General features: G+C 70.5%; 15 protein-coding genes and 4 tRNA genes. 9 read left to right on the top strand and 10 right to left on the bottom strand.

What is annotated here, in order from left to right; translation table 11 throughout:
• Positions 1-19 precede the first annotated feature (19 nt).
• On the top strand, positions 20-1,234 hold the full coding sequence (locus ABT130_RS27695) for a PucR family transcriptional regulator (RefSeq protein WP_350960037.1): 1,215 nt from the start codon (positions 20-22) through the stop codon (positions 1,232-1,234).
• A 124-nt stretch (positions 1,235-1,358) separates the two neighbouring features.
• On the opposite strand, the gene manA is transcribed toward ABT130_RS27695, so the two are convergent.
• Both manA and ABT130_RS27685 read right to left on the bottom strand, forming a co-directional pair.
• Positions 1,359-2,459, bottom strand: a complete 1,101-nt coding sequence (manA, locus tag ABT130_RS27690; protein ID WP_350960035.1) for a mannose-6-phosphate isomerase, class I — start codon at positions 2,457-2,459, stop codon at positions 1,359-1,361.
• Positions 2,460-2,775: 316 nt separating this feature from the next.
• Complete coding sequence (locus ABT130_RS27685; protein ID WP_350927211.1) at positions 2,776-3,444, bottom strand: TetR/AcrR family transcriptional regulator; 669 nt, start codon at positions 3,442-3,444, stop codon at positions 2,776-2,778.
• 476 nt (positions 3,445-3,920) lie between these two features.
• Here ABT130_RS27685 and ABT130_RS27680 point away from each other — a divergent pair, with 476 nt between their 5' ends.
• The gene (locus tag ABT130_RS27680; RefSeq protein WP_350960033.1) at positions 3,921-5,459 is read left to right on the top strand and encodes an MFS transporter; all 1,539 of its coding nucleotides are present in this window, start codon (positions 3,921-3,923) and stop codon (positions 5,457-5,459) included.
• Between the two features lie 4 nt (positions 5,460-5,463).
• Here ABT130_RS27680 and ABT130_RS27675 read toward each other — a convergent pair whose 3' ends face one another.
• The 5 genes from ABT130_RS27675 to ABT130_RS27655 all read right to left on the bottom strand — a co-directional run bounded on the left by ABT130_RS27675 (position 5,464) and on the right by ABT130_RS27655 (position 7,904).
• Positions 5,464-6,390 (bottom strand): NAD(P)H-binding protein, encoded by a 927-nt coding sequence (locus tag ABT130_RS27675; RefSeq protein ID WP_350927215.1) that lies wholly within the window; start codon positions 6,388-6,390, stop codon positions 5,464-5,466.
• Positions 6,391-6,657: 267 nt separating this feature from the next.
• Positions 6,658-7,452 carry a YwqG family protein gene (locus ABT130_RS27670; RefSeq protein WP_350960030.1) on the bottom strand — a complete coding sequence of 265 codons (795 nt, stop codon included), beginning with the start codon at positions 7,450-7,452 and terminating at the stop codon, positions 6,658-6,660.
• 195 nt (positions 7,453-7,647) lie between these two features.
• Positions 7,648-7,722: transfer RNA gene (locus ABT130_RS27665), tRNA-Val, on the bottom strand.
• Positions 7,723-7,736: 14 nt separating this feature from the next.
• Positions 7,737-7,807 (bottom strand) — tRNA-Cys (locus ABT130_RS27660).
• Between the two features lie 25 nt (positions 7,808-7,832).
• Positions 7,833-7,904: transfer RNA gene (locus ABT130_RS27655), tRNA-Gly, on the bottom strand.
• 150 nt (positions 7,905-8,054) lie between these two features.
• Here ABT130_RS27655 and hutH point away from each other — a divergent pair.
• Positions 8,055-9,602, top strand: coding sequence for a histidine ammonia-lyase (hutH, locus tag ABT130_RS27650; RefSeq protein ID WP_350927217.1), 1,548 nt, complete (start codon positions 8,055-8,057; stop codon positions 9,600-9,602).
• Here the strand turns inward: hutH and ABT130_RS27645 are convergent.
• Positions 9,599-10,855: an NAD(P)-binding domain-containing protein gene (locus ABT130_RS27645; RefSeq protein WP_350960027.1), complete on the bottom strand. Its 1,257-nt coding sequence runs from the start codon at positions 10,853-10,855 to the stop codon at positions 9,599-9,601. The genes hutH and ABT130_RS27645 overlap by 4 nt on opposite strands.
• A gap of 74 nt (positions 10,856-10,929) precedes the next feature.
• Between ABT130_RS27645 and ABT130_RS27640 the strand changes: the two genes are divergently transcribed.
• Genes ABT130_RS27640 through ABT130_RS27630 form a run of 3 tightly spaced genes read left to right on the top strand, consistent with a single transcriptional unit; the run spans position 10,930 to position 13,668 of the window.
• Positions 10,930-11,817: a LysR family transcriptional regulator gene (locus ABT130_RS27640; RefSeq protein WP_350927221.1), complete on the top strand. Its 888-nt coding sequence runs from the start codon at positions 10,930-10,932 to the stop codon at positions 11,815-11,817.
• A 4-nt stretch (positions 11,818-11,821) separates the two neighbouring features.
• Entirely contained in the window at positions 11,822-12,820 is a 999-nt protein-coding gene (locus ABT130_RS27635; protein ID WP_350960024.1) for a chorismate-binding protein, read from the top strand.
• A 17-nt stretch (positions 12,821-12,837) separates the two neighbouring features.
• On the top strand, positions 12,838-13,668 hold the full coding sequence (locus ABT130_RS27630) for an aminotransferase class IV (protein WP_350960021.1): 831 nt from the start codon (positions 12,838-12,840) through the stop codon (positions 13,666-13,668).
• Positions 13,669-13,723: 55 nt separating this feature from the next.
• Here the strand turns inward: ABT130_RS27630 and ABT130_RS27625 are convergent, their stop codons facing one another.
• Positions 13,724-15,121, bottom strand: a complete 1,398-nt coding sequence (locus ABT130_RS27625; RefSeq protein WP_350960019.1) for an LVIVD repeat-containing protein — start codon at positions 15,119-15,121, stop codon at positions 13,724-13,726.
• Positions 15,122-15,179: 58 nt separating this feature from the next.
• Between ABT130_RS27625 and ABT130_RS27620 the strand changes: the two genes are divergently transcribed.
• Positions 15,180-15,812 carry a DUF305 domain-containing protein gene (locus tag ABT130_RS27620; RefSeq protein ID WP_350960016.1) on the top strand — a complete coding sequence of 211 codons (633 nt, stop codon included), beginning with the start codon at positions 15,180-15,182 and terminating at the stop codon, positions 15,810-15,812.
• Between the two features lie 37 nt (positions 15,813-15,849).
• Here ABT130_RS27620 and ABT130_RS27615 read toward each other — a convergent pair whose 3' ends face one another.
• Positions 15,850-16,266 (bottom strand): SsgA family sporulation/cell division regulator, encoded by a 417-nt coding sequence (locus ABT130_RS27615; RefSeq protein WP_350927231.1) that lies wholly within the window; start codon positions 16,264-16,266, stop codon positions 15,850-15,852.
• Between the two features lie 464 nt (positions 16,267-16,730).
• Between ABT130_RS27615 and ABT130_RS27610 the strand changes: the two genes are divergently transcribed.
• Together ABT130_RS27610 and ABT130_RS27605 are read left to right on the top strand one after the other, a co-directional pair.
• Positions 16,731-16,802: transfer RNA gene (locus ABT130_RS27610), tRNA-Val, on the top strand.
• Positions 16,803-17,583: 781 nt separating this feature from the next.
• Complete coding sequence (locus tag ABT130_RS27605; protein WP_350960013.1) at positions 17,584-21,183, top strand: discoidin domain-containing protein; 3,600 nt, start codon at positions 17,584-17,586, stop codon at positions 21,181-21,183.
• Positions 21,184-21,317: the final 134 nt, after the last annotated feature.

Here is a 21,317-nt window from a genome sequence, read left to right as displayed (position 1 = left end):
GGAGATCGCTTTTGTGGACATGACACAAAAGGCCCGCGGCCTCCTCGCGCAGGTCGAGGAGATCGCGGCCACCCTGGTCGGCACCGTCTGGGAGCGCCTGCCCGGATACGACCAGGCGCGGATGGAGGTCGAGGACCTCACCGAGGTGGTCGCGCCCAACCTCACCGCCGTGCTCTCGGCGGTGGCCGAGCGGCGGGCCCTCACCGAGGCCGAACTGCTGTCCGCGGCGCTGCTCGGCCAGCGGCGGGCCATCCAGGGCGTGCCGATCGAGAGCCTGGTCGCCTCCTGGCACACCGCCGAGCGGGCGCTACTGGAGCGGCTCGCCGCCGCGGCCGGGCCGTCGGTCCAGGGCCACGACCTCGCCGGGCTCGTGCAGCGGCTGGCCGCGCTGACCGATTCCATGATCGACGCCTCGACCGACGCCTACCGCCAGACCCGCAGCGAGGCCGCCGCCCATCTCGACCAGATCGCCACCGACCTGGTGTCCCGGCTCGCCGGCGGGGAGCCGCTCGACCCCGCCGACGTCGAGGAACGCGCCCGGCTCGTCGGAGTGCCCGCCCAGGTGCCGCATCGCGCCGCCGCGATCGGCATGGCCGACGTGACCAGCCCGCTCGCGCTCGCCAGGGCGCAGAAGGCGGTGCTCGACTCGCTGCGCCCCCGGCTGCGCAGCCGGATCCTCGCCGGGAGCAAGGGAGCCACCACGCTGCTTCTGCTCGCCGACGCGCCCGGCCTCGACGAGGCGCTGACCCGCGCCGCCCGCCGGCCGGGCATCCCGCCGGGCCTCGTCCTGGGCCTCGGTGAGCCGCGGCCCAGGCTCGGGGAGGCGGGCGGGTCGTGCCGGGAGGCGCTGGCCGCCCTGGAGGCCGGGCTGCGGATGGGGGCCGACCGCGTGGTCGTCCACTTCGAGCGGGTCATCCCCGAGGTGCTTCTCATCGGCAACCCCCTCGACGCCGGCCGCCTGGTGGACACGGTGCTGACCCCGCTGAGACCCAGCCCGGTGCTCATCGAGACCCTGCGGACCTACCTCACCTGCGGCCTGTCGGTACGGCTGACCGCGCAGCACCTGTCGATCCATGAGAACACCGTCAGCTACCGCCTGCGCCGCATCCTCCGGCTGCTGGACCTGGACGCCCCCTCCCGGCTGCTGCGCCCCGACGTCCTCCTCGCGCTGCGGGCCGACGAGCTCGGCCAGGGCCGGCAGGACGCGCGGCTCGACGACCGCGGCCCGGAGTGACCGGCCCCGGCCTGCCCGGGTACGGGACTGCCCGTCGTCACGCGGCCGGGGCGCCGGGGCGGGGACGATGGCGTGCGCCGTGCTTCCCCGGCCCCGGCCTACGGCGGCCGAGACGGTGGGCGGGTCAGTCGAGGCCCGGTTCGGCCCAGAAGATCGTCCCGGAACCGCGCAGGCGGACCGGTCCGGCGGCGGGGACGAAGGCGGACTCGCCCGGCCGTAGCACCTGCCCGCCGGCCTCGACCTCGCCCTCGGTGCACACCAGGATGCGCGGTACTCCGCCCTCCAGGGTGAGCCCGGAGCCCGGAACGGCCGTGCCGAGGCGGAACTCCGGGGCGGGCGTGCGGTAGAGGTTGCCGACCGGCTCGACCGGCAGGGGCGAGATCGAGGGGTCGGTGACGCGCAGCAGCTCGTCGACGTCCATCGGCTTGCTGGTCAGCCCCGCGCGGAGCACGTTGTCGGAGCTGCCCATGATCTCCACACCGAAACCGCTCAGGTAGCAGTGCAGGACTCCCGCGCCCAGGAACAGCGCCTCGCCGGGCCGCAGCTCGTGGCGGCGCAGGAAGAGCGGGGCGAGGCAGGCCGGGTCTTCCGGGTGGATGCCGGTCAGGCGTACCACCAGTTCGTCGTCGGGGCCGCCCGCGGCCGACGCGGCCCGCGCGATCGCGGCCACAAGGTCCTCCCGGCCCTCCTTCGGCCACTCCACCAGCGCGCGGAGCGCGGCGGAGGCGTCCCCGGCGGCCAGCGGCGCCACGACGGGCTCCAGTTCCGGGATGCCCAGCCCGCCGATGAGCGCCGCGGCCTCTGCGGGCGGACGGAACCCGGCCAGCGCGGTGAACGGGGTCAGCGCGCAGATCAGCTCGGGCTTGGGGAACGGGTCGACGTAGACGCCCCTGGCGTAGCCCTCCTCCGCCTGCCGTCGCGACGGATGAACCTGCAGTGACAGCGGCAGGTCCACGGCGATCAGCTTCAGCAGGTACGGCAACCGCGAGCCGAACTGCTCAACGGTCCTCTCCCCGAGCTCGGCCACCGGGTCGGCGGCCACCGTCTCGGCGAGGGAGCGCCACGTCCCCCGCCGCAGCACCGACGAGGAGCCGGACGGGTGGGTGCCGAACCACATCTCCGCCTCGGGCCGCTCCGCGGGGGAGGGGCGCCCGGCCAGCGTGGCGATGGCCGTGCGCGAGCCCCAGTCGTAGTTCTTCACGGGATTGCGCAGCAGGCTCGTCACGGCGTCTCCACCGTCTCCGGCAGGAAGGAGCGCCGCGACGCGGGGATCTCGCCCGGCCCGGTCTGGTCGGCCGCCGCGCGGGCGGCGGGGATGAGGGGGCCGTTCATGATCCTCCGTGTCCGTGAGTCCGAGCAGGAAACGAATGAATGCCACAGAACGCCGATGCTACGCGTCTTCGGTGTCTCCCGGCCGCCAATGCACGGCCAAGACCGGGTGAACAAGTCCGTCGACCGCGGGGTCTCACCGCCCGGGGCACCGCACCGCCACGCGACGGTCCTTACCGTGCCGGACCGCGGGCCGAATCCGGCTCCGCGTCCTACGCCGTCCCTTTCTCCCGGCCTTCCACCAGGACGGCGAGACCGTCGAGGAGACGCCGCAGGCCGAACTCGAACCACTCGTCGATGTCGATCACGTCCCCCCGCTCCGCGTGGAGTCTGGACAGTATCGGGAACCGCCCGGACTCCAGGATCTCCAGGAGCGCCGGCGTCCTCGACACACGCCACTGCCCGGCCGTGACCCCGGTGCGACGCTCGGCCTCCACTTCGTTCACCAGCAGCAGGGCCGCGCCCTGCACCTGGGCGCTCACCGTCATGGCCACCCAGTGCGTTGTCGTCGGGTCGAGGCCGAGGCCGTCCATGGCGCGCATCGCCCACTCGACGTCGGTCAGCACGTTCGGCCCGATCGGCGGCCGGGGGGTGGCGATGACCCGCAGCACCCAGGGGTGCCTGGAGTACATGCGCCACTCCCGCCTCGCCGCGGCCTCCAGTCCGGTGCGCCAGCCACCGGGACCGGAGCCCGGATGCGGGTCCTCGCCGAAGACGGCCTCGACCATCAACTCGACGAGCGCGTCCTTGCCCGGCACGTAGCGGTACAGCGACATCGCGCCGGTGCCCAACTCGGTCGCGACGCGGCGCATCGACAGCGCGTCCAGCCCCTCGGCGTCGGCGATCCGGACCGCGGTGCGCACGATTCGCTCGGTGCTCAAGCCGGCTGGGGGCTCGTGCCGTTCCGTCGGATCGCCGGTGCTCGGCGGGGGCGTGGGGAGAACGGTCCGCGGCGCGGGCTCGGTGAGGCGCGCGGCTCGTCCGGCGGCGCGGATCCGGTAGGCCCGTGCCTGACAGGCACGGGAGCAGTACCGCGGGCGTCGACCCCGAGGCGCGGCGTCCAACGGCTTTTCACATTGCGCACACGTCAACATGCGTCCTCGTCCAATTCCGGCACGCCCACTGGTGTGACGAAATTCTAACACGCGTTTTTTGTGACGTAATGAAAGGCGGCGGTGTGACGTTATGGCGAGTGAGATACGCCGTCACCTGGCTGAACCTCCTTGTTTTTGAAGGTATTTCTGCACGTTAATGCGTGCCGTATTGGCCTGGATATCAACCCTTGCATGCGTCCAAAAATTTTGCGTACGATGTATACGCATATTTTGCGTACAGGGTATCCGAGGAGGTTTCGGCAATGGTGCGAACGGTGGCCACGGCAGGGCGGAGGGAATGGCTCGGACTCGCGGTGCTCGTCCTGCCCGTCCTGCTCGTCTCGGTGACCGTGACGGTGCTCTACTTCGCGCTGCCCTTCCTGAGCGCGGACCTCATGCCGACCGGCTCCCAGCTGCTGTGGATCGTCGACATCTACGCCTTCCTGCTGGCCGGTCTGCTGATCACGATGGGTGCCCTGGGGGACAGGATCGGCCGCCGGAAGCTGCTGCTGATCGGAGCCGCCGCGTTCGGTGTCACGTCGGTCATCGCCGCGTACGCCCCCAGCGCCGAGTCGCTCATCGCGGCCCGCGCCCTGCAGGGCGCCGCGGCGGCGAGCCTGATGCCGCCCACCCTCGCGCTGATCCGGGACATGTTCCGCGATCCGCGGCAGCGCCGGATGGCCGTCGCGGTATGGGCCGCCGGCTTCGCCGGGGGCAGCGTGCTGGGGCCGATCGTGGGAGGCCGGCTGCTGGAGCACCTCTGGTGGGGGTCGGTGTTCCTGATCAACGTGCCGGTCATGGTCCTGCTGCTGGTGCTGGGGCCGATCGTGCTCCCCGAGTACCGTGATCCGCGCCCCTGGAGGTTCGACCTGCTCAGTGCCGCGCTCTCACTGGCGGCCGTGCTGCCGACGGTCTACGGGATCAAGCAGTTCGCCGTCGACGGCCTCGGCCTCCAGGCGCTGCTCGGTGTCGTCGCCGGGTCGCTGTTCTGCGTCGCCTTTCTGCACAGGCAGCGGACGCTGCCCACCCCGATGCTCGACCTGAGGCTGTTCGCCGGCCGGGGCTTCACCGTGTCCCTGATCGCGAGCACGCTCGCGGTCTTCGCCCTGGTGGGGCTGTTCTACTTCGTCGCGCAGTACCTGCAGATGGTGCTCGGGCTACGGCCGTTCGTCGCGGGGCTGCTGACCCTGCCCGCGGCCGGAACCGCCCTCGCCGGCTCGATGCTGGCCGCCGTGATCGCGCAGCGGGTACGCCCGGGACACATCATGGGCGGCGGCATGGCGCTCGTCGCCGGAGGCTTCCTGGTGATGAGCGGGATCGAGGTGAACTCCGAGCGATGGCCCCTCATCGGCGGCCTGCTCCTGCTGGGGACGGGGATCGGAGCGGTGCAGGCGACGGCCTCCGACATGATCGTCGCTGTCGCCCCGCCGGAGCGCGCGGGCTCGGCGTCCGCGATCATGGAGGCCGCCACCGAGCTGGGCGGTGCGCTCGGCGTCGCGATCCTGGGCAGCATCGGCCTGGCCGTCTACGGCGAGAGGCTCACCGCGGCGGGTCCCGCGCTGCCCCCCGAGTACGCCGAGGCGGCGCGCGAGACCCTGGGCGGTGCCGTCGAGGTGGCCGCGCGGATACCGGGAGAGGCGGGAGCGGCCCTGCTCGACGTCGCCCGCTCGGCCTTCACCGACGGCATGCACCTGGCCGCCCTCCTCGGGGCCGCCTGCATGGCGCTGACGGCGCTGCTGACCGTGCTCCTGCTCCGGCCGGTGCGCGTGGACGCCTCGACGGCGGACGGCGGCGCCGAGTGACCGCTCACCGCGGGCGACGGGTGAAGAGAGCGGCCCTTTCCGCGACGAACTCCCGCACCGTCGTCGCGGGCCTTCCCGTGATCGATTCGACGTCCCCGGTCATCCGGTCGTAGCGGTTCTGGCGGTGCAGGCGCGCCATGGTGACGATGTGCTCCTCGGTGTGCGCCGGGAGTCCCGCGGGCGCGAGGTCCCGCTCGACCCAGGCGTCGAGCGGGACGTCCACGTAGCGGATCTCCCTTCCCAGGGCCAGGGAGTATTCCTCGGCGATCCCGTCCATCCCCTGCGACCTGGGGCCCGTCAGCTCGTAGACGTGCCCGACGTGAGGCCGGGGGTCCCGCAGGATCGTGGCGACCACGGCCGCGACGTCGCCGGCCGCGACGGGCGACGTGCGGCCGGTCCCGAAGGGAAGCCGAATGGTCCCGCTGTCGGCGATGGAACGCTCGGCCAGCGTCGTGAACATCGGGTTCTCCAGGAAGACGGTGGGCCGGACGTGCACGACCGGGAGTCCCGACCAGTCGAGCACCTGCTCCGACAGCCAGTGCAGCCGCTGCTGGTGGGACTCCGCGGTGCTCAACGCGTTCATCTGCGACACGGTCAGCTGCGAGATGCCGACCAGGACCTCAAGGGCGCCCACCGCGCGGGCCACCGTCGCGACGGTGGCGGCGGCCTCCAGGTACGACGGCGACACGCTCATACCGAAGAACATCCGGGAACTGCCGTCGAGGGCGTCCGCCACGTCCGTGGGGCTGGTGAGGTCACCGATCACCACCTGCGCGCCGAGGGCGCGCAGTGCGTCCGCGCGCTCGTCGTCGCGATGCGCCATCGCCCGTACGGGCAGGCCGCGTGCGCGCAGCAGCCCCACCACGGTGCGCCCGACGCCCCCGACACCTCCGCCGGCACCGGTGACGAGGACGGGGTCGTCGTCGGCCATCGCGATCTCTCCTCACCTCGGGGTGGTCACGTCGGGGTGGTCACGGTGCCGAGGCCGCGGCGCTCCCGGCCGGTCACCGATCGCGGCGCGCACCGCCCCCGGCGCTCTGACGCACAGTGATCGGAACACTACTCCGGGCCACGTGCCGGCGCACCGGCCGATTCGACCACTTACCGGTCACGTGACCATTTCAATGGTCATGTTTCTCGGCTCTGGCTCACTTTCGATGATCGGTTACTCGGGGGGATGCCGGGCGTGGGCGGAACGTCAATGGCCCTGGACGTCGAAGACGGCCCTGGAGAAGTCGCGGGTGGCGAGGTGGTCCCGGCGTATGCCCCAGACGATGTGCGCCCCGTCGCCCCAGCCCATGTGCTCTGTCTCGTCCAGCTGAAGGAGCAGCACCCACTGACGGGCCTCGGCATAGAACGACTCTTCGTCATACCAGCCTGCGCCCTGACGTTCGGCGGCAACGGCCTCGAACGGTGACTGCAGGACCATGGCATGGCCGCCGACCTGGTGCCGTGAGCCATGGTGGCGGAGCTCATACTCGCCGACCACTTCCATGAACTCCCGTCCGGCCGACACATGGTTCCAGATCGCAGGAAACACCGCCGAGCCTCCGCCAAATGCTTCGGCGAGCTCCGGCTGAACATTGTCCGGCCAGGTGAGCACGGTTCGCGCGGTAAGCGGCTCCTCCGGGTAAACCCAGCCCTCGGACCGCTGAAGCGTAGGCGTCCCGACAGGCACGTAGATCACGGCATCGCCGTCACCCTCGGACTCGACAAAGAACAGCAGTGTGCCATCCCTGGGCAGCTCGATGTCGACCTCATACGCGGCCAGTCGCGCGCAGTCGAGGGTGGCGACGAGCGACAGCGGATGCGAACTCGGACCGACCGGCCAGGACACGCCTTCCGGCAGGTCCGCGGCCCCGCCCAGCCGCCCGACCATCGGCTGGTCATCCTGAGCGATCGATAGCTGGATTGCCGGACGTAACAGCGCGAGCAGCCGGTCGGCGGTGTCAGCGGGCAGATGGGCTCGGGCGAGGTCGGCGAAGTCCGTCATACCCGGGGAGCATGCCACGGTGCACCGACATTTAGTCTGTGTGGGGACATTCCATCCGCGCCCTACATCAGGGTGAGGCCAGCTGGAGATCCGGAACAACCGACATCACCCAGAGAAGCCGGAAGGCCGCCAGGGCCCCTGAGCCGGGACCTTGACGGCCGTCTGCGGTGATCTGCCCATGGCTGCCATGAGCGGTGGTGGACGATACAGGGATTGAACCTGTGACCTCTTCCGTGTCAGGGAAGCGCTCTCCCGCTGAGCTAATCGTCCTCGCTGCGAACCAGAGGTGGAGACGGGATTTGAACCCGTGTACACGGCTTTGCAGGCCGTTGCCTCGCCTCTCGGCCACTCCACCGAGTGGGGGACCGGAGTCCCTTCCGAGCGGAAGACGGGATTCGAACCCGCGACCCTCACCTTGGCAAGGTGATGCTCTACCACTGAGCCACTTCCGCGTGCCTCCGGGGCCTGCCCGGACTCACTGCGAGAACTCTAGCGAATACCCGGCCACTCCCCAAACCGAGCGGTACCGGTATCGTGAGATGTAAGGAGCCAGTAATGGGTTCACCAGTTACCAAGTTCAACCTACGCGAGAGAGTGACAGCATGCGCGACAACGAGGTCGTGAACGTCGGACCGGAGCCGCTGAGCTTCGAGCAGGTCGTCGAGGTCGCCAGGCACGGTGCCCCCGTGCGCCTCACCGACGACGCCGTGGCGGCCATGGCCGCGGCCCGCACGCGCGTGGACGAGCTGGCCGAGAGCCCCACCCCCGCCTACGGCGTCTCGACCGGGTTCGGCGCCCTGGCCACCCGGCACATCGACCCGGCGCTCCGCGCACAGCTGCAGCGATCCCTCGTCCGCTCGCACGCCGCCGGGTCCGGCCCCGAGGTCGAGGTCGAGGTGACCCGCGCGATGATGTTGCTGCGCCTGCACACCCTGGCCACCGGCCACACCGGCGTACGCCCGAAGACGGCCAAGGTGCTGGAGAGCCTGCTCAACGCGCGGATCACCCCCGTCGTGCACGAGTACGGCAGCCTCGGCTGCTCCGGCGACCTCGCGCCGCTCTCCCACGTGGCCCTCACGATCATGGGTGAGGGCGTCGTCCGGGACGCCGCCGGAGAGCGGGCCGACGCCGCGGAGGCGCTCAAGCAGGCGGGCATCGAGCCCGTCGAACTGGTGGCCAAGGAGGGGCTCGCGCTCATCAACGGCACCGACGGCATGCTCGGCATGCTCATCCTGGCCATGGACGACCTCGCCCGCCTGTTCAGGACCGCCGACATCGGCGCGGCCATGAGCGTGGAGGCGCTGCTGGGCACCGACCGCGTCTTCGCCGCCGACCTGCAGGCCCTGCGCCCGCACCCCGGGCAGGCGGCCAGCGCCGCCAACCTCAGGGCGCTGCTCGCGGACTCGCAGATCATGGACTCCCACCGGGACGGCACCTGCACCCGCGTCCAGGACGCCTACTCCCTGCGGTGCGCCCCGCAGGTCGCCGGCGCCGCCCGTGACACCCTGGCGCACGCCGCCTCGGTCGCCGGACGGGAGCTCGCCTCGGCGATCGACAACCCGGTGGTCCTGGCCGACGGCCGGGTGGAGTCCAACGGCAACTTCCACGGCGCCCCCGTCGGCTACGTGCTCGACTTCCTCGCCATCGCGGTCGCGGACATGGCGAGCATCTCCGAACGCCGCACCGACCGCATGCTGGACGTGGCACGCAGCCACGGCCTACCGGCCTTCCTCGCCGACGATCCCGGTGTCGACTCCGGTCACATGATCGCCCAGTACACCCAGGCGGCGGTGGTCTCCGAGCTCAAGCGCCTGGCCGTGCCCGCGAGCGTCGACTCGATCCCGAGCTCCGCCATGCAGGAGGACCACGTCTCCATGGGCTGGTCGGCCGCGCGCAAGCTGCGCCGCTCGGTGGACGGCCTCACCCGGGTGCTCGCGGTGGAGATCCTCACCGCCGCGCGGGCCCTGGACCTGCGCGCCCCGCTGCGTCCCGCCCCGGCGACCGGAGCCGTGGTGGCCGCCCTGCGCCAGGCCGTCCCCGGCCCGGGACCCGACCGCTTCCTCGCACCGGAGATCGAGGCGGTGGTCGGGCTCGTCGCGGGCAACGCGGTCGTCGCCGCCGCCGAGACGGTCACCGGCCCCCTGGCCTAATACCGTCCCGCCGGGACGGCGGCGATCACCTCCACCTCGATGAGCAGCCCCGGCGAGAACAGCCGCGACACCTCCACCGTCGTGCTGGCCGGGGGCGCGCCGGTGATGTGGCGCCCGCGCACGGCCCCGTACTCCGGCAGCAGCGACATGTCGATGAGAAAGGTCCGGATGTGGGTCACGTCGTCGAACGTGCAGCCCTGATCGGCGAGGACGCGTGACAGCTGGTCCATCACGTACTCGGACTGGCGCGTCATGTCCCCCTCGCCGACCACCTTCCCCTCCCCGTCCAGGGCCACCTGCCCGGAAACGAACAGCAGGTTCCCCGCCCTGGTGGCGTGCGAGTAGCGCCCGTTGGTGGCGGGGACCGTGGCCGGGTTTATCCTCTCCACGCCTGTACGGCCCCGCTGGTCGCTCCGCTCCGTGTCCCGGGCCGCCCCCGCGGGGCCGGTCACGGTGAGGTGCGCGAAGATCGCCGTCAGGTCCGCGTCGCCCAGCCCGGCCGCCGTCGCGCCGGCCAGCCGCTTCCCGGCCGCGGCGGCGAGGGTCCGGGTCCCGTGCGCGGCCAGTGCCATGTCCTTGGCGGCCAGGCCGAGGGCGTAGCGCGTCTCGTCCGGGCCGTTCTCGACGGCCGGGCGGACCCGTTCGGTGAGCGCTCCCAGCGGTGTGCCGCCGAGCACGTCCAGCAGCGTCCCGATGTCCACCCCGGTCGCCTCCGCGCAGGCGACGGTCTCGGCGAGCAGCACCTGGGCGGGCACCAGCGCGCTCATCACGGCCAGCTTCATCGCCGCGCCCGCACCCGGGCCGCCGACCTCGCGTACCAGGCCGAACACCTCCAGCGCCTTCCGGCAGCGGGCCAGGTCCTCGGGGAGCCCGCCGGCCAGCACCGTCAGCGTGCCGTCCCCGGCGGGTCCCACGCTGCCCAGGACCGGTGCGTCGACCAGCCCCACCCCGCGGGGAAGCAGGTCGCGGAGCCCGGCCACCGCCTCGGGCCCGATCGTGGACATTTCCGCGACCACGCTGCCCGTCCGCAGCCCCGGCGCCGCGTCCGAGAGCACCCGCCGCACCGCCGCCGGGTCACCGAGCATCGTGATCACCAGTTCCGCGCCCGCCACGGCCCTCGCCGGCGAGGTCGCCACGGTGGCTCCCTCGATCGCGCGGGGGGTGCGGTTCCACACCGTCACCTCGTACCCGGCCGCCACGAGCCGCCGGGCCATCGGGGTGCCCATGCGCCCCAGACCAAGAAAGGAAATCATGCGCCTCACGGTAGGGAACCGGCGAGGCATTCCACCAGCGACTAGATTGCATGTAAGCCATGCAGAGGAGGAATGTGTTCGACATCGAAGGGCTCCGCCTGCTGGACACCGTGGCCCGCACCGGTTCTTTCACCGCGGCGGCCGCCAGGCTCAGCTACACCCAGTCGGCGGTCTCCCGGCGCATCGCCGCGCTCGAACACCGCGCGGGCGGCCCGTTGTTCGAGCGGCTGCCGCGGGGTGTGCGGCTGACGCCCGCCGGTGAGGCGCTGCACCACCACGCCCAGGTCGTGCTGAACCGGCTGACCAGGGCGGAGGAGGAGCTGGCCGGCATCCACGGCGGCTACCGGGGGCGGCTGCGGGTGGGCGCGTTCGCCACCGCCAACGTCGTGCTCGTGCCGGGTGCCCTGCGCGAGTTCCGCGAGGAGTTCCCCGAGGTCGAACTCGTCCCGATCGAGGGGCCCAGCCGGAGCCTGCTGCGCCGCATGCGAGAAGGCGGCCTGGACGTCGCGGTGGTCAGTGACTACCCCTCCGAGCTGCCCCGCGAGGAGGAGGTGGAGATGGTCGAGCTGGCCGACGACGAGCTGTTCGTCGCGCTCCGCCGTGACCATCGGCTGGCCGGGGAGGAGGTCGTCGACCTGCGCGAGCTGCGGGAGGAGACCTGGATCGAGGCGCCTCCGCCGGGCCGGGCCACCGCCCTCGCCGCGGCCTGTGCCAGGGCCGGGTTCACCCCCCGCGCCTCGGTCAGGATCAGCGAGTGGACGGGCAAGTTCGGGTTCGTCGCGGCCGGGCTCGGCATCACGCTGGTGCCCGCCATCGCCGCGCACGCCGTACCGCCCGATCTGGTGCTCCGCTCCCTCGGCGAGCTCGCCCCCCGCAGGACCGTTTACGCGGCCCTGCCGCCCGTCCCGCTGCCCGCGGCCCGCACCCTGGTGCGCCTGCTGGCCGTACAGGCGAGACAATAGGGAAGTGCATGACTCTTTTGCGCATGTCACCGGATATCTGGCCACGGGGCTCCGAGACATCACCACCGACCTGACCGCCTTGGACGGCGAGGGATGGTGGGCCGTCGTGGTCGACTACGAGGGCAAGGTGACGTGTGCCAGGTTCGACGACGTCCGTCAGGCCCCGCTGCCCGTGCCGCGCGGTCCCTGGCGCGGGCCGCACCCGTCGTCGTGGCGCAGCTCCCTGGACCGGGCCGCGTACGAGGACGGTGTGCGGCGCATCCGCTCGTACATCGAGCGTGGCGAGGTCTACCAGGCCAATCTGTGCCGGGTGCTGAACGCGCCGCTACCCGCGGGAGAGGAACCGGACCCGCTGGCACTGGCCGTACGGCTGGCGAAGGGCAACCCCGCCCCCTACGCCGCGACGGTGAGCCTGCCGGGACTGAGCGTCGTGTCGGCCTCTCCCGAGCTCTACCTGTCCAGGGACGGCGACGTGGTCGAGTCCAGACCGATCAAGGGGACCGGAGTCACCGAGGAGGACCTGCAGGAGAAGGACTACGCGGAGAACGTGATGATCGTCGATCTCGTCCGCAACGACCTGGGCAGGGTCGCCGAGGTCGGCTCGGTGAGCGTGCCCGCCCTGTGTGAGGTGGAGGAGCATCCCGGTCTCGTGCACCTGGTCTCCACGGTCAGGGCGCGGCTCGCGCCGGGGTGCGGGTGGCCCGAGCTGTTCGGCGCGACCTTCCCGCCGGGGTCGGTGACGGGGGCCCCGAAATCTTCCGCCCTGCGTATCATCGATGAGCTCGAACCCGAGCCGCGCGGGCCGTACTGTGGGACCGTGGGCTGGGTCGACGCCGGCCGGCGTCGGGCGTCGCTGGCCGTGGGGATCCGCACGTTCTGGCTGTCGTCCGGCGAGATCCGTTTCGGCACGGGCGCGGGCATAACCTGGGGGAGCGACCCGCGCCGTGAATGGGACGAGACCGAGTTGAAGGCCTCCCGGCTCGTCGCTCTGGCATCAACATAAGGTTCAGAAGGAGTCGCATGAAGGTACCTATATGGCTCAACGGGGCACTCGTCTCTCCGGATCAGGCCACCGTTTCAGTTTTCGATCATGGTTTGATGGTCGGGGACGGGGTGTTCGAGACCATCAAGTGCGTGAACGGCACCACGTTCGCGCTCACCCGCCACCTTGACCGGCTCACGCTCTCGGCGCGGCGCATGGAACTGCCCGACCCCGACACCGACGCGATCGCCGACGGGATCCGTGCCTGCCTGGCCGAGGCTCCGCCGTGGCGGCTCGGCCGCGTCCGGGTCACCTACACCAGCGGCCCGGGGCCGCTCGGCTCGGACCGGGGCGAGGCGGGCTGCACGACCGTGGTGATCGTCGACGAGCAGAAGCCGTTCCCGGCCACCGCCGACGTCACGGTCGTGCCCTGGCCGCGCAACGAGCGCGGTGCGCTCGCCGGGGTGAAGAGCACCTCCTACGGCGACAACGCCAGGGCGCTGTTCTACGCCAAGGCCGCCGGCGGCGGCGAGGCGATCTTCGAGAACACCGCGGGAGACCTCTGCGAGGGCACCGGCAGCAACGTCTTCATCGTGCGTGACGGCCGGCTGGTCACCCCCACGCTCGCCTCGGGCTGCCTGGCCGGGGTCACCCGCGCGCTCGCGCTGGAGTGGTGCGGGGGAGCCGAGGAGGACGTCCCGCTCTCGGCCCTGTACGAGGCGGAAGAGGCGTTCCTGACCTCCACCACCCGTGACATCCAGCCGATCCGCGCGGTCGACCAGACCGTGCTGCCCGCCGCGCCCGGCCCGATCACCGCCAAGGCCATGCAGGTCTTCGCCGAGCGCTCCGCCGCCGACCTCGACCCCTGAGGTTCCGGGTCTCCGGTTCCGGCGAGGGCACACCCCCCGCCGGAAGGCCGGTCGGCTAGTAGGACACCTGGGTCTGCGCGTTCAGCTCCTTGAGCCTGACCTTGGCCGCCGGGTCGGTCAGCGGGTCGTCGATGCGGAGCACGTCCAGGCCCCTGGTGATGTCACTGGAGTAGATGTGGCCGTTGTAGTAGTACGCCGACCACGAGCCGCCGACTCCCGAAACCGGGCCCCGCTCGAAGAAGCCGATCTCCCGGGGGCTGGCCGAGTCGGTGAAGTCCCAGACGGACACCCCGCCCTGGTACCACGCCTGGACCATGATGTCCTTTCCCGGCACGGGTAGCAGCGACCCGTTGTGCGCGACGCAGTTCTCGTCGGACGTCTGTTCCCTCGGGATCTTGAAGTAGCCGCGGAGCGTGAGCCTGCGGTCCTTGCCGAGGTCGTACACGGCGCTGGCGCCCTTGGTCTTCGGGGTGCCGGAGTCGCAGGTCGCGCTCACGCCGCCGCCCAGCTCGTCCCCGAAGACGATCTTGGTGGCGTCGTTGTTGAACGTCGCCGAGTGCCAGATGGCGAAGTTCTCCCGGTCGCTCACGTGCTGGAGCACCTTGGGGTTGGCCCGGTCGGTGATGTCCAGCAGGACTCCGTCGCCGAAGCAGGCCGCGGCGGCCAGGTTCTTCTCGGGGTAGGCCGTGATGTCGTGGCAGCCGCCGAGGCCGCCCTCGCCGGGCTTGTCGGAGAGCACCGGTTGCGAGATCACCTTGGCGGTCTCGGGGGCCTCGACGGGTACCTCGACCACGGAGATCTTGTTGTGCGGCGCCGGGCAGGTCGTCGACTGCGGCTCGGGGCCCGGGGAGGAGATGTAGAGGTAGACGCGGCCCGCGTCGCTGCCGGGGACGAGGGTGTGGGTGTGCGAGCCGCAGTCGGTGCGGACCGCCGAGACGAACCTGGGATGGGACTTGTCCGCGATGTCGAAGATCCGGATGCCCTCCCAGCCGTCCGACTCCGGCTCGCCGCGCTGGGCGTCGCACTTCGGGCCGACCCGGGCGGAGTCGATCGACAGGAACAGCAGGTTCCCGCTCACCGAGACGTCGTTCTGCTCGCCGGGGCAGAGCACCCGGCTGACCACCGAGGGGTGGGAGGGATCGGAGATGTCGAAGACGCTGAAGCCGTCGAAGTTGCCGACGAACGCGTAGTCGCCCTGGAAGGCCAGGTCGGTGCCCCAGGCCTGGGGCCCGTCGAGCGGGGCGCCGAGCGGCACGTTGGCCAGGTGCGTGACGTTGTCGCTGTGGGTGCCGTCCCCGGAGATCCCGGGGGAGGGGGATTCCACCGGTTTCTCAGTGGCGCTCGTGCTCTTCTCCGAGGCGGCCGCGGGTGGTGGGGCCTGGGGCGTTGGATCCGCCCCGCATCCGGCCACAAGAAGTAGCGCGGCCAGGCCGAACGCCATGGTCGATCGCACGGTGCCCCCATTACGTCGGTCCACTTGCCCCATTATTGAAGCTATGCGGAGGATTCGTATGCCGAGTCAGGTTATCGCGGTGATCATGGCGACAGTGGTCCTTGGCGGATGCACAGAGGCGGCACAGCGAGGATCGGCACCGCTCGTCGCGGAGACCGGTGCGCCGGTGATAATCCCGGGCGGCCCCGGCGAGGCGGGCCGTACAGCGCGGCCGGGCGAGAATCTCGGGGAGTCCGAGGCCAGGGTCACGGCGGCCGACGTGAGGTTCGCCGAGGGCATGATCCCGCATCACCGGCAGGCACTGGAGATGGCGGAGCTGGTCCCGGCCAGGTCGTCCTCGCCGGTCCTGCGGAAACTCGCCGAGCGGATCACCGCGGCGCAGCGGCCGGAGATCGCGGCCATGACGTCATGGCTGGAGGCGATCGGCCGGGCGCCGCAGGGGCACGAGGGGCATGACGAGCACGCTGTCACGCTGGAGGAGATGAACCGGCTCAGGGGGGCCAGGGGAACGGCCTTCGACACGCTCTTCCTGACCCTCATGATCGCCCACCACGAGGCGGCGGTCACGATGGCCGGGCTCCAGCTCCGCGAGGGCGCCGACCGGGCCATGCTGGCCGTCGCCAAGGACGTCGTCTCGGGCCAGGGCATCGAGATCGCCCGGATGCGGCGCCTGCTCAAGCCCGCGGCGTAGGCCTGCGGTCCCGTCGAGGGGCGCGGTGAGAGCCGGGTCAGGAGCTCCAGAGCATGTTGCTGAGCTCGGCGTCCAGATCCATGAAGTCGGTCTCGCGACCCGCGGGCACCAGCTCGTACGTCCGGTGCAGGAACTCCGTGAGCGGAGTCAGCGGCACCTCGAACAGCGCCTGTCCGAACGGCGAGGTGAGGCTGATGTGCAGCGTGCGCTCGCCGTCGGCACGCGCCGGCCACACCTGCACGTCGCCGTCGCCCACCCGCCGCACGATGCCGACGGTCAGCAACTCGCGGGCGAAGATCCACTCGACCGGCTCGTCGTTCCCCACGTGGAAGGCCATTCTGATCGCGTAAGGATCATCGGCCGTGTAGCTGAGTCCGGCAAGCAGGGGGACGGTGGTACGGTCGGGGACCACAAGCCGAAGGCCTAGCTCGGCAGAGACGGTGGCGCTGTTCATCGTCAGCCAAACCTTTTCGTCGTCGGTCCCCTCTTCGGGGCTTTCACTGCTTTCAAGCGGGCTTCGCTCCGCATGAGCCATCACGCGGAACAAAGAAACCTGTAGGAAAGATTCCGCCTCTACGCCCTTCTGTAACGCACATCACAGCGCGACATTTGGGCATCTACCGGGCTAAACATCACCAACAGGGCCGTATTTGCAAGGGTTTTGCGTCTCGTTTTGGTCACCGTCGACTCCCTGGCGGGGCGTCTCGGGTGATTCGGGTCGAGCCCGGGTCGTTCGGTGCTTCTGTGGATCAGGATGATGCTATGACACCGTAGCCCCCCGTCGGATGCATCCTCAGAGCTTTGCCTCCCGAGTGCGTCATCTCTCAAGATCAAATTTAGTGGCGGACACCGCTTCGCGGGCACTCCCGGATTGCTGTATGGTTTTCCACGTCGGCACCGCGAGGGGCCGGACAGGGCGGGCGATTAGCTCAGCGGGAGAGCGCTTCGTTCACACCGAAGAGGTCACTGGTTCGATCCCAGTATCGCCCACACTAGCAAGACGCAGGTCGGAGCCCGGCGGTTGACATCAACCGCCGGGCTCTTCCGTTGTTCCGCGATCTTCCGGACGGCCGGGCGTCCCGGGCGAGTTCCCGGCTCCGCTCGCCGGATGAGACGGGTTTCCGGCAGGGCGGGCCACGTCCGGCATCCACGCATCGGAATCCGGTCCTGGGGGCGGCTCCGCCTTCCCTGCCGCGCCTGCCGGATGTGTCTTCCACGCCAAGCTCGCCGCCCGGTTTCGCCGTGCCGGTTTCGCGGCGCCGGCTCCTCCCCGTGCCGAGGCCCGTGGACGTTGCCTCGCGCCGGCTTGAGGGGACCTGCGGGCCCGGGGCAAGGGATCGCACTCGGGGCTGCAAGGCGAAGCAAGCCGTCCTTCTCGACCCGTTGACGCGGTCGTAGCACGTATGTAACCTTTGGCCAACGCAATGCAAGAATATTGCAAAGTCCTGTTAAATTTTCTCTCTTCTCCGCAACTTCCGGTAGTGATGTGCCGCGCCACACATCCGTCGTATTCCTCCGGAAGAGCTCCCAGGTGACGTCGTTCTCGGCGTCGCATGGGCGCACCCGGCGACCAGCACCCCCCAGCGACGAACGAGACGAGTTTCGCGGACCGACCCCATCGCAGGTCACACCGGTCGGCCCGCCCGCCGGATGTCACGACTCCGAGTCCGCGTCTCGTGAGCGAGGCGCCCGCGCGCGTCTCGCGCTGCACGGCGGAGGCCCCGGCCTCCCACCCGACCCTGTCGTTCCAGCCGAGAGATAGAGGAACGCGATGAGAAAGCAGTATCGGGCGTTAAAACTGGTGGCGGCGATGGCCGCGACCAGTCTGCTCGTCCTGGCCGGGGCGGTCTCACCCGCCGCGGCGGCCGGCCCCAACCTCGCGGTGGGCAAGGCGGCCTCGTCAAGCAGCACCACCGCCCCCTACGGCGCGGCCAATGTCACCGACGGTGATGCCAACACCTACTGGGAGAGCAGCAACAACACCTTCCCGCAGTGGCTCCAGGTGGACCTCGGAGCCGTCACCAACGTGGACCAGATCGTCCTGAAGCTGCCCCCGGCGGCGGCCTGGGCCACCAGGACGCAGACCCTGTCGGTGCTGGCGGGCACGACTGCCTCGCCCACCGCCACCATCGTCGGCTCCGCCGGCTACACCTTCAATCCGGCGACCGGCAACACGGTGACGATCAACTTCGCCGCGACCACCGCCCGCTACCTCCGGCTGAACATCACCGCCAACACGGGCTGGCCGGCCGGCCAGGTCTCCGAGTTCGAGGTGTACGGCCCCACCGGCTCCGGCGGTGACACGTCGCCGCCGACCACGCCGTCGAACCTGGCCTACACCGAGCCCGGCTCCGGCCAGATCAGGCTGACCTGGAACGCCTCGTCCGACAACGTGGGCGTGACCGGGTACGACATCTACGCCAACAACGTCCTGCGCGCCAGCGTGGCGGGCAACGTGCTGACCTACACCGACACCCAGCCGGCCACCGCGACGGTGTCCTACTACGTCAAGGCCAAGGACGCCGCGGGCAACCAGTCCGGCAACAGCAACACCGTCACCCGCACGGGCAGCACGCCACCGGGCTCCAACCTGGCTCTCGGCAAGGCGATCACCGCCTCCTCCTCGGTCTTCACCTTCGTGGCCGCCAACGCCAACGACAACAACACGGCGACCTACTGGGAGGGCAACGGCGGCAGCTACCCCAACACGCTGACCGTCAGCCTGGGCGCGAACGCCACCCTCAACTCGGTCGTGCTGAAGCTGAACCCCGACAACGTCTGGGCGACGCGTACCCAGAACATCCAGGTTCTCGGGCGTGAGCAGAGCTCGACCTCCTTCACCAGCCTGGCGGCGGCGGCGAACTACACCTTCAACCCCGCCTCCGGCAACACGGTGACGATCCCGGTCAGCGGCTCCTACGCCGACGTCCAGCTCAGGATCACTTCCAACACCGGCGCCCCCGCCGGTCAGGTCGCCGAGTTCCAGGTCATCGGCACCCCGGCGCCGAACCCGGACCTGACGATCACCGGCCTGACGGCGTCCCCCGCCTCCCCGATCGAGACCGACGCGATCACGCTGTCGGCCACGGTCAAGAACAACGGCAACGCGGCCGCCGGCGCGACGGACGTCAACTTCTACCTGGGCACCACCAAGGTCGGCACCGCCCCGGTCGCCGCGCTGGCCGCGGGGGCCTCCGCCACCGTCTCGGCCGGCATCGGCGCCCGTGACGCCGGCAGTTACCCGCTGAGCGCCAAGGTCGACGAGGCCAACAGCGTCATCGAGCAGAACGAGTCGAACAACGACTTCTCCAGCGCCTCCCCGCTCGTGGTCAGGCCCGTCGACACCTCCGACCTGGTCGCGACGACCAGCTGGACCCCGAGCAACCCGGCGAACGGCAACGTCGTCACCTTCTCCGTGACGATCAAGAACCAGGGCACCGTGGCCTCCGCGGGTGGCGCCCACGGCATCACGCTGACCGTCGCCAACGAGGCGGGGACCGTGGTCCGCACGCTGACCGGCTCGCACACCGGTGTGATCGCCGCGGGCGCCACCACCGGCCCGGTGAACCTGGGCACCTGGACGGCGGCCAACGGTAAGTTCACCGTCAAGACGGTCCTCGCCGACGACGCCAACGAACTGCCGGTCAAGCGGGCCAACAACACCGTCACCCAGCCGTTCTTCGTCGGCCGCGGCGCCAACATGCCGTACGACATGTACGAGGCCGAGGACGCCGTCGTCGGCGGCGGGGCGGCCGTGGTCGGCCCGAGCCGCGACATCGGCACCCTGGCGGGTGAGGCGTCCGGCCGCAGGGCGGTGACGCTGAACACGACGGGCAGCTACGTCGAGTTCACCACCAAGGCCAGCACCAACACCCTCGTCACCCGCTTCTCCATCCCCGACTCGGCGGGCGGCGGCGGCATCGACTCGACGCTCAACGTCTACGTCGACGGCACCTTCCTCAAGGCCATCAACCTGACGTCCAAGTACGCCTGGCTGTACGGCGCTGAGGCGAGCCCGGGCAACTCGCCGGGTGCCGGCACGCCGCGTCACATCTACGACGAGGCCAGCATGATGCTCGGGACCACCGTCCCGGCCGGCAGCAAGATCAAGCTGCAGAAGGACCCCGCCAACACCACGACGTACGCGATCGACTTCATCAACACCGAACAGGTGTCGCCGATCGCCAACCCCGACCCCGCCAAATACACGGTTCCGGCCGGATTCACCCACCAGGATGTGCAGAACGCGCTCGACAAGGTGCGGATGGACAACACCGGCACCCTCGTCGGCGTCTACCTGCCGCCGGGCACCTACCAGACGGCGAGCAAGTTCCAGGTCTACGGCAAGGCGGTCAAGGTGGTCGGCGCCGGCCCCTGGTACACCCAGTTCCGTGCGCCGTCGAACCAGGACAACACCGACATCGGGTTCCGCGCCGAGGGGACCGCGAACGGCTCGTCCTTCGCCAACTTCGCCTACTTCGGCAACTACACCTCGCGCATCGACGGCCCGGGCAAGGTGTTCGACTTCGCCAACGTCGCGGACGTGGTGATCGACAACATCTGGAACGAGCACATGGTCTGCCTCTACTGGGGCGCCAACACCGACCGCGTGACGATCAAGAACTCCCGCATCCGCAACATGTTCGCCGACGGCATCAACATGACCAACGGCAGCACCGACAACCTCGTCAGCAACAACGAGGCCCGCGCCACCGGTGACGACAGCTTCGCGCTCTTCTCGGCCATCGACGCCGGCGGCGCCGACATGAAGGGCAACGTCTACGAGAACCTGACGTCCATCCTGACCTGGCGGGCCGCCGGCGTCGCGGTCTACGGCGGGTACGACAACGTCTTCAGGAACATCTACATCGCCGACACGCTGGTCTACTCCGGCATCACGATCAGCTCGCTGGACTTCGGTTACCCGATGAACGGCTTCGGCGCCAGCCCGCCCACCCGGTTCGAGAACATCTCGATCGTCCGCGCCGGTGGTCACTTCTGGGGACAGCAGGTCTTCCCGGCGATCTGGGTCTTCTCCGCCTCCAAGGTCTTCCAGGGCATCCGCGTCAGCAACGTGGACATCGTGGACCCGACCTACGGCGGCATCATGTTCCAGACGAACTACGTCGGGGGCCAGCCGCAGTTCCCGGTCAAGGACACCGTGTTCACGAACGTCTCGATCACGGGCGCCAAGAAGAGCGGCGACGCCTTCGACGCCAAGTCCGGCTGGGCCATCTGGGCCAACGAGATGCCCGAGCCCGGCCAGGGCCCGGCGGTCGGCTCGGCCACGTTCAACAACCTCCAGATGAGCAACAACTTCCAGAACATCAAGAACACGACGTCGACCTTCACGATCAACGTCAACCCGTAAACCCGTAGCAGGAGCGGGAAGGCAGCGCCGGGGGGGGGCGGGGGGGCGGGGGGCCCGCCCCGCCCCCGCCCCGCCCGCCGGCCCCCGGGCCGCGGGGCGGCCCCCCGGGCCGGCGCGGGGGGGGGCCAACACGA

Origin of the sequence: Streptosporangium sp. NPDC001681 (assembly GCF_040298085.1) — a bacterium.
Lineage (GTDB): Bacteria > Actinomycetota > Actinomycetes > Streptosporangiales > Streptosporangiaceae > Streptosporangium.
Note: the sequence above shows the minus strand (reverse complement) of the source record. Positions and strands in the feature narration are given on the sequence as shown.